10 protein-coding genes, 1 tRNA gene and 1 other RNA gene are annotated in these 14,804 nt (G+C 69.6%); 6 read left to right on the top strand and 6 right to left on the bottom strand.

Annotation, left to right across the window (positions count from 1 at the left end; all coding sequences use genetic code 11):
• Positions 1-9 precede the first annotated feature (9 nt).
• Complete coding sequence (locus tag PU630_RS04230) at positions 10-1,356, top strand: MFS transporter (RefSeq protein ID WP_275279106.1); 1,347 nt, start codon at positions 10-12, stop codon at positions 1,354-1,356.
• A gap of 84 nt (positions 1,357-1,440) precedes the next feature.
• Here PU630_RS04230 and PU630_RS04225 read toward each other — a convergent pair whose 3' ends face one another.
• From PU630_RS04225 to PU630_RS04205, 5 genes are read right to left on the bottom strand one after another with little or no spacing between them, the layout of a single operon-like run.
• On the bottom strand, positions 1,441-3,939 hold the full coding sequence (locus PU630_RS04225) for a glycoside hydrolase family 65 protein (RefSeq protein ID WP_275279105.1): 2,499 nt from the start codon (positions 3,937-3,939) through the stop codon (positions 1,441-1,443).
• Positions 3,940-3,975: 36 nt separating this feature from the next.
• Positions 3,976-4,719 (bottom strand): HAD family hydrolase, encoded by a 744-nt coding sequence (locus PU630_RS04220; protein WP_275279104.1) that lies wholly within the window; start codon positions 4,717-4,719, stop codon positions 3,976-3,978.
• Between the two features lie 11 nt (positions 4,720-4,730).
• A complete protein-coding gene (locus tag PU630_RS04215; protein WP_275279103.1) occupies positions 4,731-5,960 on the bottom strand; it encodes an acetate/propionate family kinase in 1,230 nt (409 codons plus the stop codon).
• Complete coding sequence (pta, locus tag PU630_RS04210; protein WP_275279102.1) at positions 5,957-8,104, bottom strand: phosphate acetyltransferase; 2,148 nt, start codon at positions 8,102-8,104, stop codon at positions 5,957-5,959. Before pta ends, PU630_RS04215 begins: the two co-directional genes overlap by 4 nt.
• A 53-nt stretch (positions 8,105-8,157) precedes the next feature.
• Positions 8,158-9,357, bottom strand: a complete 1,200-nt coding sequence (locus PU630_RS04205) for a RimK family alpha-L-glutamate ligase (protein WP_275279101.1) — start codon at positions 9,355-9,357, stop codon at positions 8,158-8,160.
• A 26-nt stretch (positions 9,358-9,383) separates the two neighbouring features.
• On the opposite strand from PU630_RS04205, the gene PU630_RS04200 reads away from it, so the two are divergent.
• Entirely contained in the window at positions 9,384-9,860 is a 477-nt protein-coding gene (locus PU630_RS04200) for an ATP-dependent zinc protease family protein (RefSeq protein WP_275279100.1), read from the top strand.
• A gap of 36 nt (positions 9,861-9,896) precedes the next feature.
• On the opposite strand, the gene ffs is transcribed toward PU630_RS04200, so the two are convergent.
• An RNA gene (ffs, locus tag PU630_RS04195) (signal recognition particle sRNA small type) lies at positions 9,897-9,993 on the bottom strand.
• 125 nt (positions 9,994-10,118) lie between these two features.
• Here ffs and PU630_RS04190 point away from each other — a divergent pair.
• From PU630_RS04190 to PU630_RS04175, 4 genes are all read left to right on the top strand, one after another.
• Positions 10,119-11,138 (top strand): AAA family ATPase, encoded by a 1,020-nt coding sequence (locus PU630_RS04190; protein WP_428981981.1) that lies wholly within the window; start codon positions 10,119-10,121, stop codon positions 11,136-11,138.
• A 1-nt stretch (position 11,139) separates the two neighbouring features.
• The gene (locus PU630_RS04185) at positions 11,140-12,393 is read left to right on the top strand and encodes a DUF58 domain-containing protein (protein ID WP_275279099.1); all 1,254 of its coding nucleotides are present in this window, start codon (positions 11,140-11,142) and stop codon (positions 12,391-12,393) included.
• Positions 12,390-14,657, top strand: a complete 2,268-nt coding sequence (locus PU630_RS04180; RefSeq protein ID WP_275279098.1) for a transglutaminase TgpA family protein — start codon at positions 12,390-12,392, stop codon at positions 14,655-14,657. Before PU630_RS04185 ends, PU630_RS04180 begins: the two co-directional genes overlap by 4 nt.
• A gap of 28 nt (positions 14,658-14,685) precedes the next feature.
• A tRNA-Ser gene (locus PU630_RS04175) sits at positions 14,686-14,773 on the top strand.
• Positions 14,774-14,804: the final 31 nt, after the last annotated feature.

Here is a 14,804-nt window from a genome sequence, read left to right as displayed (position 1 = left end):
GAAAGGTCAATGATGACCACCGACACCATGCACGAAGAACCGACCCCCACGACCGCCGCCGACGGCACCCAGCTGACGCTGACCACCGCCGACATGCGACGCGTGCTCGCCTCGAGCTTCATGGGCAACATGATCGAGTTCTACGACTTCATCCTCTATGCGACATGCGCGAGCATCGTCTTCGAGCACGTGTTCTTCGGCGGCCTCAGCGCCGGCTTCGGTCTCTTCGCGTCGTTCGCGACGTTCGCGGTCGGCTATCTCGCCCGCCCGCTCGGCGGAATCCTGTTCGGACACTTCGGCGACACGCGTGGCCGCAAGAACGTGTTCATCCTGTCGATCGTGCTCATGGGCGCGGCATCCACTCTCATCGGTCTTCTCCCCGCCACCGCGACCATCGGGATCATGGCGCCTATCGCGCTGGTGCTGCTGCGCATCGTGCAGGGCGTCGCTGTCGGCGGCGACTGGGGCGGGGCGATGCTCGTCGCGCTCGAACACGCGCCGCAGCGCAGCCGCGGGACGGCATCGAGCATCGTCAACGCCGGCGGACCCGTCGGCGCCGTGATCGCGACGCTGGTCCTGGGACTGTTCACGCTGCTGCCGCACGACCAGTTCCTGTCCTGGGGATGGCGCGTCCCGTTCCTCCTCTCGGTCGTGCTGCTCGGAATGGGCCTCGTCGTCCGCCTCAAAGTCGCCGAGACGCCGATGTTCGCCACGCTGCAGGAGCTGAGCGTCAAGAAGCGGGTGCCGATCGTCGAGGTGCTGCGCCACAACTGGCGCCAGGTGATCATCGCGATGATCGCAGTCCTCGCCTTCACCACCAGCCAGGGGCTGATGACCGTGTGGGGCGTCTCCGAGGCGGTCGGCCACGGCGCCGACGCGACCGGCGTGCTCAACACCAAGGCGTTCGCCGCCATCGTGACCGTGGTCGTCGCGCTGCTGGCAGGAAAGGCCAGCGACCGGTTCGGCCGGCGCGCGGTGATCGTCTTCGGCTGCGCTCTGGGCGCCCTGCTGGCCTTCCCGATCATGTGGATGCTGGGCACCGGCACCGTGCTCGGCTTCGCGATCGCCATCTTCCTCGGGAACGGCATCGTGCAGGGCATCGTCTACGGTCCCATCGCCGCATTCGTCACCGAGCAGTTCCCGACCTCGCGCCGCTTCACGGGTGCCTCGGCGTCGTACCAGACCGCCTCGACGATCGGAGCGGGGTTCTCGCCCATGATCGCCACGGCGCTCACTCTCGCGGTCGGTGCGACTTGGCCGGTCGCGGTGCTGTGGATCGCGGTGCTCGCCGCCAGCGCTGTCGCGGTGCTGGTCACCCCAGAGGGACGGGACGTCGACATCCGCACGGTGCGCTGAACACGACACGAGAGGGGTCGGCTTCCCGCCGACCCCTCTCGTGCGTCTGACGACGGCGTTCAGCCGCGGGTCGCTATCACCGGCTCAGTGGATGCCGTCCATGTCGATGATCGGGATCGAGGTCGTATGCGTCGTGGGGACGGAGGCCGACAGCAGAGTCCCGTCTTCCCTGCGCTCACCGATCAGCTCGCGAAGCGTCGGCCGCCCCGGGATGTCGGGCCCCTGGTCGGCGAGCTCCACGACGATCTGTCCGCCCGGCTCGACGGTGTATGCCTCTCCGCGCACGCTGAACGGCACCGGCGCACCGTCGCCCGCGTGCACCGTCAGCCGCTCGCGCTCGAGCACCACGCGCAACGGCGTGCCCTTCCAGTGCATGACGTACTCGAGGTCGTCCCACTCCTTCGGAAGCCGCGGGTCGAACGCCAGCTTCCCGTCGTAGTCGCGCATCCCGCCGAATCCCGAGACGAGCGCCGTCCAGATGCCGCCCGCCGAGGCCACATGCACGCCGTCGGCGGTGTTGTGGTGCAGATCCGCGAGGTCGACGAACAGCGCGTGCTCGAAGTAGTCGTGCGCGAGCGACTGGTAGCCGACCTCGGCTGCCAGCACCGACTGCACGACCGCCGACAGCGTCGAGTCGCCCGTGGTGAGCGGGTCGTAGTACTCGAAGTCGGCCAGCTTCTCTTCGGGGGTGAAGTGGTTTCCCTGCAAGAACAGGCCCAGCACCACGTCGGCCTGCTTGAGCACTTGGTACCGGTAGATGACCAGCGGGTGAAAGTGCAGCAGCAGCGGCCGCTGCGACGGCGGCGTCTTCTCGAGGTCCCACACTTCTTTCTCGAGGAACACCTCGTCTTGAGGGTGGATGCCGAGCTGCGGGCTGTACGGGATGTGCATCGCCTCGGCGGCCCGATCCCACGCGTCGGCCTCGGCCGGATCGAGATTAAGGCGCGTGAGCATGCGCCGGTACACCTCCCCGTCGCGCTCTTCCATGGCCCGGACCGTACGCGCGGCGAACCGCAGGTTGAACCGGGCCATGACGTTCGTGAAGAGGTTGTCGTTGACGACCGTGGTGTACTCGTCGGGGCCCGTGACGCCGTGGATGTGGAACTCCTCCGCGCCGTCATGCGAACGCCAGAAGCCGAGGGTCGCCCACAGGCGAGCCGTCTCCACCACGATGTCGACGCCCTCGCGCCAGAGGAACTCGAGGTCTCCGGTGGCGCGCACATACCTCGCCAGCGCGAAGGAGATGTCGGCGTTGATGTGGTATTGCGCGGTGCCGGCGGCGTAGTACGCCGAGGCCTCCTCGCCATTGATCGTGCGCCACGGATACAGAGCGCCCGCCTCGGTGAGCTGATGCGCGCGGCGACGCGCGGCGGGCAGCATGAGCGAGCGCATCCGCAGCGCATTCAACGCCCACTGCGGCGTCGTGTATGCCAGGAACGGCAGCACGTAGATCTCGGTGTCCCAGAAGTAGTGCCCGCCATAGCCCGAACCGGTCAGTCCCTTGGCGGGGATGCCGAGCTCGTCGGCACGAGCCGCGGCCTGGGCGAGCTGGAAGAGGCACCAGCGCACGGCCTGCTGCAGGTCGTCCCGTCCACCGATGCGCACATCCGAGCGCTCCCAGAACGCGTCGAGCCAGGCGCGCTGCCGTGTGAACTGCGTGGGCAGGTCGACGGTTGCGGCGCGGTCGAGCGTGCGACGACAGCGGTCGACGAGCTCGCCGGCCGGGACCCCGGTCGCCGAGGTGTGATAGCTGACCTGCTTGACCACGCGGATCGGCACGCCGGCCTTCGCCTGCACGCGGAACACGTTCTTCGCGATGTCGGGCTCGACGAGAGTGCGCGCCGTGTACGGATTCTCGGTCTCGATGGAGTGATCGGCGGCCACGGCCAGCGTCATCCTCGAGTGGGCCACCGTGTAGCTGAGCACGGAACGGAGCTTGTCCTGCCAGTACTGCTCGGGCAGCAGCACGCGCTCGGCGAAGCGCTCGGACTTGCGCGGATCGAAGCCCGCACGCCGCGGAGCGACCGGAGTGCCGCCGTAGACGTCCTCGCCGTCCTGACGGTTGACGATCTGACAGCTGATCGTCACGGGGGCGTCGGCGTTCTCGACCGTGACATCTACCGTCATGACGGCCAGGTGCCGCTCCTCGAACGACACCATCCGCTCGAAATCGACGCGCACATGCTTGCCGCTGGGCGTCACCCAGAGAATGCTGCGGCGCAGCACGCCGTCGCGCAGGTCGAGCGCGCGCTCGTACTCGCGCACATCGGCCACGCCGAAGCTCAGCGGCTCATCGTCCACGTACACGCGCATGACCTTCGCGTCGGGCGCGTTGATGATGCTCTGGCCGACCTCGGCGAAGCCGTAGGCCTCCTCGGCGTGGCGGATCGGGAACGTCTCGTGAAAGCCGTTGATGAACGTGCCCTGCTCGTGCGCGTAGCGCCCTTCCGGGTGATTGCCGCGCATGCCGAGGTAGCCGTTGCCCACGGCGAAGAGCGACTCGGTCACCCCGGCGTCGCTGAGATCGAACTCGGTCTCGACCAGCCGCCACGGGTCGACGGGAAAACGGTCGCGATTGATCATTCGGGTCCTGTCTGAAGAAGTTACGACCACACGAGTCTAGGAACCGTTCGGCTCGGTATCGACCACTTGGGCGAGATCGTCGATGACGGCGTCGGCGCCGGCTGCCCACAGCGCGTCCGCGCCGACTCCCCGATCGACCGCGAGAACGAGCCCGAACCCGCCTGCCGCCGCGGAGCGCACGCCGCTCAGGGCGTCTTCGACGGCGGCCGCGCGGGCGGGATCGACCTGCAGCATCCGCGCTGCCGCGAGGAACATGTCGGGGGCCGGTTTCGACGCCAGGTCGTCGCGTTCGGCCACCGTGCCGTCGACGACGACGCCGAAGCGCTCGCGGATGCCGGCGGTGCGCAGGACCTCTTCCGCATTCTTCGAGCTCGACACGACCGCCACCGGTGTGCCGGCGGCGCGCAGCAGGTCGAGCACCCGCAGCGAGCCCGGGTACGGAGCTATTCCGTCGGCGCGCAGTGCCGCCTCGAAGTAGGCGTTCTTGCGGTTGCCGATGCCGCACACCGTGTCGGCGGTGGGCGCGTCGGAGGGGTCGCCCCAGTGCACCTCCACCGACCGGCTGCGCAACACGGCCGCGACGCCGTCGTAGCGCTTCTTGCCGTCCACGTACTCGTAGTAGTCGCGCGCGGTGTAGGCGGGCTCGACGTTCCAACTCGCGAACAGCTCGTCGAACAGGTTCTGCCACGCGTGCATGTGCACCTCGGCGGTGGGCGTGAGCACACCGTCGAGGTCGAACAGCACCGCGTCGTAGGCGGTCAGATCGATTCGGTCGGTCATGGTGTCCCCTTTCAGGCGCCGGCCGCCTGCAGGGTCTGCCGGGCGATCTCGAGCTCCTCGTTCGTCGGCACCACGAGCACCGTCACCGCGGAGCTGTCGGTGGAGATGATCCGGATGCCGCGGTCCGGTGCCTCGTTGCGCGCGGCATCCACTTCCACCCCGACGAATCCGAGCGTCGACATCGCGGCGGCCCGGATCTCGGGCGCGTTCTCGCCGATGCCGGCGGTGAACGAGATCACATCGGCCCCGCCCAGCTGGGCCAGGTACGCGCCGGCGTATGCGCGCAACCGGTGCACGTAGACGTCGAACGCGAGCGTCGCGCCCGGTTCGCCGCGCTGAACGCCGGCCATGACATCGCGCATGTCGGAGAAGCCGCTGAGCCCCTTCAGCCCGCTGCGCTTGTTGAGGAGATCGTCGAGCGCGTCGACGTCGAGACCCGCACGACGGTGCAGTTGGAACAGTGCGGCCGGGTCGACGTCGCCCGAGCGTGTGCCCATGACCAGGCCCTCCAGCGGGGTGAAGCCCATCGACGTCTCCACCGAGCGCCCGCCGTCCACGGCGGTCACCGAGGCGCCGTTGCCCAGGTGGAAGACTATCTGCTTCAGCTCGGCGACCGGGTGCCCCAGGAAGGCCGCTGCGGCCTCGCTGACGAACTTGTGCGAGGTGCCGTGGAATCCGTAGCGGCGGATGCGATGCTGCGCGGCCAGCTTCGCATCGATCGCGTAGGTATAGGCGTCGGCCGGCAGCGTCTGATGGAACGCGGTATCGAACACCGCCACGTGCGGCACGGCGGGGAACGCGCGCTTGGCGGCGATGATCCCGGCGAGGTTCGCGGGATTGTGCAGGGGCGCGAGCACCTCGAGCTCTTCGATGTTGATCTCGACGAGCGGCGTGATGATGGTGGGCTCGAAGAACCGCGCGCCGCCGTGCACGACCCGGTGCCCCACGGCATCGGGCGGGTTGTCGTCGAGGCTCGGGCCATGCGCCGTGAAGTCGTCGAGCATCGCCGCGAACCCGGCGAAGTGGTCGGGGATCGGCAGCTCGCGCTCGTAGGTGGCGTCGAGCATGGTCGGCGCCGGCTCGCCCTCGGCGGCGGTGCGGTGCACCGTGTGCCGGCACCGCCCCATCTCCTGCCCGATGCGCTCGACGAGTCCCGAGGCGAGGACGCCTTCGGTGCTCATGTCGAGCAGCTGATATTTGAACGAACTCGAGCCGCTGTTGACGACGAGGACGATGCTCATGCGGTTTCTCCGGTGGTGGATGCCGTTCCCTGCGCCTGGATCGCCGTGATGGCGATCGTGTTCACGATGTCATCGACAAGGGCGCCGCGGGAGAGGTCGTTGATGGGCTTGTTCAACCCCTGCAGCACGGGGCCGATCGCCACGGCGCCGGCAGAGCGCTGCACCGCCTTGTAGGTGTTGTTGCCGGTGTTCAGGTCGGGGAAGATGAAGACCGTCGCCCGGCCCGCGACATCCGACCCGGGCATCTTCGCCGCAGCGACGGCGGCATCGGCCGCCGCGTCGTACTGGATCGGCCCCTCGACCGGCAGCTCAGGCGCCCGTTCGCGCACCAGCGCCGTGGCGGCGCGGACCTTCTCGACATCGGCGCCGGCACCGGACTCCCCCGTCGAGTACGACAGCATCGCCACCCGCGGTTCGATGCCGAATTGCGAGGCTGTGGCCGCCGACGAGACGGCGATGTCGGCGAGCTGCTCGCTGGAGGGATCGGGGATCACGGCACAGTCGCCGTAGACGAGCACACGGTCGGCGAGCGCCATGAGGAACACGCTCGAGACCACCGAGACCCCCGGCTTCGTCTTGATGATCTCGAACGCCGGACGGATCGTGTGCGCGGTCGTGTGCGCGGCGCCCGAGACCATTCCGTCGGCCAGACCCTCGTGCACCATGAGGGTGCCGAAGTACGAGACGTCGGTCACGGTATCGGCCGCACGCGCGTACGTCATGCCCTTGTGCGCACGCAGGCGCTCATACTCGTGCGCGAACTTGTCGACGTGCACGGCGTCGAACGGGCTCAGCACCTGCGCACCGCTGATGTCGATGCCCAGCTCGATCGCGCGATTGCGCACCTCGAACGGCTCGCCGAGGATCGTGATGTCGGCGATTCCCCGCGACAGGACCGTGGCCGCCGCCCGCAGCACGCGGTCGTCGTCGCCCTCGGGCAGAACGATGCGCTTGCGGTTCGAGCGCGCGCGCTCGACCAGCTGGTAGCCGAACATGAGCGGGGTGACGACGGTCGAACGCGCAAGGCCCAGGGCCCGCGTGAGCTCGTCGACGTCGACGTGCTGCTCGAACATCGCCAGCGCCGTGTCGTACCGGCGCTGCGAGTCGGCGGCCAGTCGCCCGCGCGTGCGCATGATGCGCAACGCGGTTTCGTATGTGCCGTACTCGGTGCTGATGATGGGCAACGACGAGCCCAGCCCCTCGATGAGGCGCTCGATCGCATCGGGCAGCGGAAACGGCCCGTTCAGCGCGATGCCCGCCAGCGACGGGAACGTTCCCGACGCGTTCGCCAGCAGCGTCGCAAGGAGCACGTCGGTGCGGTCGGCGGCCACGACCACCAGCGCGCCCTCCTCGAGCCGCGGCAGCACGTTGTCCATCGACATGCCCGCGACGACGACGTCGAGCACCTCGCGGGTGAGCAGTTCGGGGTCGCCCTTGATGAGCGTCGCATCGAGCGAGCGCATCACACCGCGCACGGATGGGGCGACCAAGACACGGTCTTCGGGGAGGGCCCAGACCGGGATGCCGTGGCCGAAGGCCGAGGCATCCACCACCGCCTTCACGGCCGCCGTCGTCTCGACGAGCGCATCCGGGTCGGTGCGGTTGGCGACGACGGCGAATAGCTCGGCCCGGCCGTGCACGAGCTCGGCCAGCGCGAGCGCGGCTATCTGTCCCATCTGCTCAGCGGTGCGCGGCTGCGATGTCCCGAGCTGCTCGCCCAGCCCCTCCTGCGAGCGGCCGCCCAGCACCAGCAGCACCGGAGCGCCCAGGTTCGCCGCGATGCGGGCGTTGTAGCCGAGCTCGGCGGGACTTCCCACGTCGGTGAAGTCGCTGCCGAGGATCACAACGGTGTCGCACTGCGCTTCGACCGCTTTGTAACGCTCGACGATGACGCCGAGGGCGGCCTCGGAGTCGGTGCGCACGTCGTCGTAGGTGACGCCGATGCACTCGTCGTACGCGAGGTCGACGCCGTCGTGCTCGAGCAGCATGTCGAGCACATAGTCGCGTTCGTCGGTCGAGCGCGCTATCGGCCGGAACACCCCGACCCGCGGCGTCGCATGACTGAGCGCGTCGAGCACCCCCAGCGCGATCGTGGACTTGCCGGAATGGCCTTCTGCCGACGTGATGAAGATGCTCTGCGCCACCTCTTCAGCCTAGGGGCGTACGGACCCGCGTGGGAGGGAGCGGGCCGTGTGAATCAGCCGGCCGGCGCGTCGGGGATCGGCTCTTTGGGCAGCCGGCGCACTCGTTGCCGGCGCCGGCGCCGCTCGGGGATCATCGAGCGCATCTCTTCGAGCTTGCCGAAGCACAGCAGCCGGTCTCCGACCTCGAGCACGACGCCCTTGCGCGGGTTGGGGATCACGGTGGCGCCGCGGTGCAGCGTGAGCACGGTGATATCGCGTTCCCACAGGCCGGATTCGCCGAGGCTCTGACCGACAAGGCCCGCGTCGGCGTGCACGAGCAGTTCGGCGACGCCGTAGCCGGTCGACACGTTCAGACGCTGACGCACGTCGATCTCGGGGAACCCGACCTGATTGGCGATGAAGTCGATGATCGCCCCTGCCACGTCGAGCTTGGTGGCCGTCTCGATGCCCTGCAGGCCCGGTGACGAGTTGACCTCCATCACCAGCGGCCCGTCGTCGCTCTCGAGCATGTCGACGCCCGCGACGCGCAGCCCCATGATCTGGGCGCTGCGCACCGCCGCCGCCTCGAAGGCGGGGTCGAGCGTGACCGGCTCGACGGTGCCGCCGCGGTGCACGTTGGAGCGGAATTCGTCGCCGTTCGCGACCCGCCGCATCGCCGCCACGACGCGGTCGCCGACCACGAGCGCACGGATGTCGCGCCCGCGGCTCTCGGCGATGAACTTCTGGATGAGCACGTTCTGCTTCGTCGAATGGAGTGTCTCGATGATCGCCTCGGCGACCTTCACCTGCGGCGCGAGGATCACGCCGATCCCCTGCGTGCCTTCGAGCAGCTTGATGACGACCGGAGCGCCGCCGACCCGCTCGATGGCCGGGCGCACATCGGCGCGGTTGCGCACGAACGCCGTCGCCGGCAGCGCGATGTTGTGCCGGGAGAGGATCTGGTTCGCGCGCAGCTTGTCGCGCGCGTTCGCTATGCCGTTGGCGGTGTTCGGCGTGTACACGTCCATCTGCTCGAACTGGCGCACCACAGCCGTGCCGAAGTAGGTGATCGAGTTGCCGATGCGCGGCAGGATCGCGTCGTAATCGCTCAGGGGCCGCCCGCGGAACCACAGGTCGGGTTCTTCACCCGACAGGTCGATCGCGAACCGCAGGGTGTTGAGCACCTTGGCGCGGTGCCCGCGCTGCGCGGCGGCCGTGCGCAGCCGCTGCGTGGAGTACGACTGCGGCGCGCGGGAGAGGATCGCGAGTTTCATGTGGGGTGCCCTGCCAAGATGGACGGATGACCGAGACTACCCATCCAAGCACCATCGCGGGGTGGCGCGAGTGGGTGGGACTGCCCGAGCTCGGCATCCCGTGGATCAAGGCCAAGCTCGACACCGGCGCGCGTTCGTCGGCGCTGCACGCCTTCGACGTCGAACCCGTGCCCGGCCAGGCGGATCGGGTACGGTTCCGGGTGCTGCCGTGGCAGGAATCGGACGAGGATGCCGTGAGCTACGAGTGCGCGGTGCACGATCGCCGCACTATCCGCAGCTCGTCGGGGCACACCGCTGAGCGCTACGTCGTGCTCATGGACGTCGTGCTGCTCGGCCGGCAGATCACGGCCGAGATGACGCTGTCGAACCGCGACGAGATGGGCTTTCGCATGCTGATCGGGCGCGAGGCGCTACGACAGGGCTTCGTCGTCGACTCCGCCCGGTCGTTCGTGGGCGGCCGCGCGCCACATCACGCCCGCCGCCGCAACCGCGGGCAGGGCTGAGGCCGCTCAGAGGCTCATCGGGGCAGAAGAGGGCAAAAGAAAGACTCTCCGCGAACCCGGCAGAGCCTGGTTACCCTTGCTACGTTTCCGTCCTGGGGGAGTTGGCCTGGATGCCGCCTCGCGGAGAGCTGTCCCCAGTGTAACCGAACCACGCCGGCCCCTTCACCCCGCCTTCCCAGCCACCGACATCGCCGCCCCGCGTTACGATCGGAAGACACGGGCGATGGTGCCCGCGCCCGACCCGCGAAGGACTGCCCGATGCCGCAGCAGCAGACGACGACCTCCTCCTCCCCTGCCCCCGACGCGCCGCCGATGAGCCCGTCGGCGTTCGCCCAGGCGACCGGGCGGATTCTCGACGAGGTCTCGCGTGTGATCGACGGTAAGCCCGACGCCGTCCGCAGCGCGCTGGTCGTGCTGCTGGCCGAGGGTCACCTGCTCATCGAGGACGTGCCGGGCGTCGGCAAGACGATGCTCGCGCGGGCGCTGGCGGCCACCGTGGAGGCCACGGTCCGCCGCATCCAATTCACTCCCGATCTGCTGCCCAGCGATGTGACCGGCGTGTCGGTCTTCAACCCCGGCGAGCGCGAATTCGAGTTCAAACCGGGCGCGGTGTTCGCGAACATCGTGATCGCCGACGAGATCAACCGTTCCTCCCCCAAGACGCAGTCGGCGCTGCTGGAGGCCATGGAGGAAGGGCAGGTCACCGTCGACGGCCGCACGCACCCGCTGCCTGACCCGTTCCTCGTCGTGGCGACGCAGAATCCGCTCGAGATGGAGGGCACCTATGCGCTGCCCGAGGCGCAGCGCGACCGGTTCATGATGCGGATCTCGATGGGATATCCGGATGCCGCGGCCGAGGCCCAGATGATCCGCGAGCGCGACACCGCCAACCCGCTGTCGGCGATCCGCGCGGTCACCGACGCCGGTTCGGTGCGGGCGCTGATCGCCTGGGCCCGGCGCGTGCATGTCTCCGCTGCCGTCGAGCAGTACGCTGTCGCGCTCGCGCAGGCGACCCGCGTGCACCCCGACCTGCGGCTGGGGGCGAGCCCGCGCGCGACGCTGCAGCTCGTGCGCGCGGCAAAGGTCTGGGCGGCGCTCGACGGACGGGCCTTCGTCATCCCCGACGACATCAGCGCCCTGCTTATTCCGGTGTTCGCGCACCGGCTCATCCCCGCACGTGCGTCGAGCGTGCGCGGCCGCAGCGGCGCCGATGCCGTCATCGCGATCCTGCAGCGGCTCGCCGCGACGGTGCCCGTGCCGCTCGCCGCCGGAGCCTGACATGAGACGCGCGTGGCCACTGACCGCCCGGGGCACCGGCACCGGCGTCCTGGCGCTCGCGTGCTTCATCGCCGCCGCGCAGCTGGGCTCGGTCCAGCTGCTGGCGTTCGGTGTCTTCCTCACGGCGCTCGTGGTCGTGAGCCTCATCGCGCTGCACATCACGCGCCGCGACGTGTCGCTCACCCGGTCATCGTCGCCGACAGCGGTACCCGTCGGTGATGGAGTGCGGGTCACCGTGCATGTCGGGGTGCGCACGGCGCTGCCCACGACACCCGGCACGTGGGAGGACCGCGTGCCCGACGGGCTGGAGGGCCGTACCGACGGGCGCTTCCCCGCGCTCGGGTCGGGGCTGCGCGGCGGCGACCGTGCCGTCGACCTCGTCTACGATCTGCACGCCACGCGGCGCGGAGTGCACTGGCTGGGTCCGCTCGATCTGACCATCCGCGACCCGTTCGGGATCGCCCGACGGGTAGCAGAGGTCGGCGACACGACGCGCCTGATCGTCACCCCGCAGTGCATCGAGCTGCCGCCGCTGACGGCCTTCGCCGGAGCGACGGGCGGGATGCTGCAGGCCACCACGACCCGGCTCGGACAGGGCACCGACAACCTCATCGCCCGGCCGTATCAGCCCGGTGATTCGATGCGGCGCATCCATTGGCGCGCCACGGCGCACCGCGACATGCTCATGGTGCGCGAAGAGGAGCAGGAATCCACCCCCGAGGCGACGGTCGTCCTCGATCGCGGCAAGGCGCGGTGGGGGGCGGATGCTGCGGACCGGCCGGGCGCCGATGAAGACTTCGAGGCGGCCGTGGATGCATGCGTCTCGGCTGTGAACGCGCTCGTGCGCGACGGCTACGCCGTGCAGGTCATCGACGTCGACGGCACGCCGCTGTCGGAGGTCGTGCCCGGTGGCGAGCAGTCCGCCGTCGCCGTGCTCGTCGCGCGGTTCGCGACCGTCACGGCGCAGGGATCGACACACCTGGCGACACTCGCGCACCTGTGGTCGGGATCGACCATCGGCCCGCTCGTCGTCATCACCGGCGCGCTCAGCACCGACGACGTCGACGCGCTGGCACCGGTACCTGCGCACAGCGTGCATCCGGTGCTGCTGACGACCGACGCGCTCTCCGACGCCGTCGAGCGCGCGGCCGCCACCGGGTGGTACGCGACATCCATCGCCCCCGGCACGTCGCTGCGAGATGCCTGGCTCCGCGTCGCGCACGCCGACGTCGTCGCGGCGGAGGTCTCGTCATGAGCGCGCCCGCCGCACCGCGCCGAAGCGGCGCACACCTGTCGCTGTCGATCGCATCGTGGGCGGCGCTGCTGGCCGCCCTCGCACCCCTGCTGGGCGTCATCGCCCCCGGCGCGTGGATCGTCGGGGTCCTCATCGTGAGCGGCACGGTGTTCGCCGTCGGGTTCGTCGGGCGCCGGACGGGCCTCGCGGCGCCGGTCGTCTCGCTCATCGAGGTCGCCGCCTGGGTGGTGCTGGTCACCGGCACGTTCCTGCGTGACGCGGCCATCGTCTTCTTCATCCCGACGCTGCACACCCTGCGCCTGGTGCCCGAACTTGTGCACGAGGCCATCGGACAGATCCAGCTCGGCACCGCTCCCCTGCCCGCGACGACCGCTCTGACATTCTGCATCGTCACCGCGGCGGGCGCGGTCGCCATCGTCGTCGACCACATCGTGCTGACCGCCCGTCTGCCCCTGGCCGCCGCGATAGCGCTCATCGCTGCGTCGCTGATCCCGTCGTTGGCCGTGCCCGGCCCCTTCGATGTGATCGGCTTCGTCGTGCTCGCCGCGGCGATCCTGTTCCTGCTGCGGGCAGACACACGCACCCGGCATCAGCCGCCGCGGTCGGTGCCCACACCGCCGAGCAGCACGTCGGCGATCGCTCTGTCGATCGGCCTCGTGGCGGTGCTCGTCGCCGTCGCGGCGACACCGTTGCTGCCCGCCCCGCCGGTGCGCGCGGGATCGGGCTTCGGCGGAGGCACGTCGATCAACGCGAGTCTCGATCTGGGGCGCGACCTGCGCCGCCCCGACCCGGTGACGGTGCTCACCCTCACCACCACGGGGCTGGGGGCGCCGTATCTCCGGGCCGCGACCCTGTCGTCGTTCAACGAGGACATCTGGAAGCCCGACACCGACCAGACGTCCCTTCTCGAGGGCGACACCGCGTTCGACGCGCTCGACACCGACGCCGACATCCCCGTCAAAAAGACCACGACCACCATCCACATCGACGCGCTGAACGCCCGCTACGTGCCGCTGCCCTACCCCGCAACGACGGTCAAGGGCCTCGGCGAGGGCTGGTTGACCATGTCGTCGAACCGCACCATCGTCAGCAACGGCACGGTGTCGACCTCGGGGGCCGACTACACCGTCGTCGCCGAGGTTCCCAACCCGACACTGGAGCAGATCGAGGCCAGCACCGCACACAGCGGCGATGCCGACAGCATGGGGCTGCAGGCGGTCATCCCGTCGAACATCACGCAGGCCGCGTATCAGATCACCGAGGGCGCGACCAGCGACTACGACGCTCTGCTCGACCTGCAGAACTGGTTCCGCGGTCCCGATTTCCAGTACTCCCTGAGCGCGCCGATCCAGGAGGGCTTCGACGGATCGAGCGTGTCGGCGGTGTCCGACTTCCTACGCGAGAAGAAGGGGTACTGCGTCCACTTCGCGTCGGCGTTCGCGATCATGGCGCGGGTGCTGGGCATGTCGTCGCGTATCGTCGTCGGCTATCTGCCCGGCACCGCCGACACGTCCCGTGTCACCGAGGGCGATCCGATCACGTACACGGTCTCGAGTTCGCAGCTGCACGCGTGGCCGGAGGTGTATTTCGCGGGGATCGGCTGGATCGGCTTCGAACCGACCAAGAGTCTGGGCACGCCCACCGGGTTCCTGCCGGCGGCGGCCGGGGGCGGCGACGACCTCAGCCCGACCGATGCGCCCTCGCAGACACCCGAGACATCGGCCAGTCCGTCGGCAAGCGACGACCCGCACGGGCTGCGCGCCGAGGACGCGAACAACGGGGCGGGTGCTCAGGCGGGTGTGAATCTCCTGCCCTGGGCGCTGGGAGCGGTCGGCATCGTGCTGCTGCTGCTCGTGCCGCTGGCACTGGGCGCGCTGCGGCGCCGGAGGAGGGATGCCGCGGCCCACGCCGGCGATGCGATGGCCGCCTGGAGCTCGGTGCGCGAGACGGCGATCGACCTGGGCATCCCCGTGCCCGTCTCCGAATCACCGCGTTCGCTGGGTCGGCGCCTCGTGCGCGACCACAACGCCCCCGACGCCGAGACGCTGCTGCTCGTGCGCGCGGTCGAAGAGGCCGCGTATGCGGAGTCGGGCGTTCGCGCCGACGGACGGGCGGTGCGGGATGCCGCAGCCGCCGTGCGCACGGGACTGTATCTTTCGGTGCCGGGCGGCCGACGGATGCGGGCGCTGCTGTTCCCGCGGTCGCTGGTCGTGAAGCCGGGCAGCGTGTTCGCGCGGGACGGAGCATCGGCCGCGACCCGGTAGGATGGTCTGCGGCCCCTCGGGGCCACCCGGAGGATTCGCCTAGTGGCCTATGGCGCACGCTTGGAAAGCGTGTTGGGTGCAAGCCCTCGGGGGTTCGAATCCCCCATCCTCCGCCACCTCACCGCGCCGGCGTCGATCGCCAAGCGC

Source organism: Microbacterium horticulturae (assembly GCF_029094505.1).
In the GTDB taxonomy this organism is placed as follows: Bacteria; Actinomycetota; Actinomycetes; order Actinomycetales; family Microbacteriaceae; genus Microbacterium; species Microbacterium horticulturae.
Note: the sequence above shows the minus strand (reverse complement) of the source record. Positions and strands in the feature narration are given on the sequence as shown.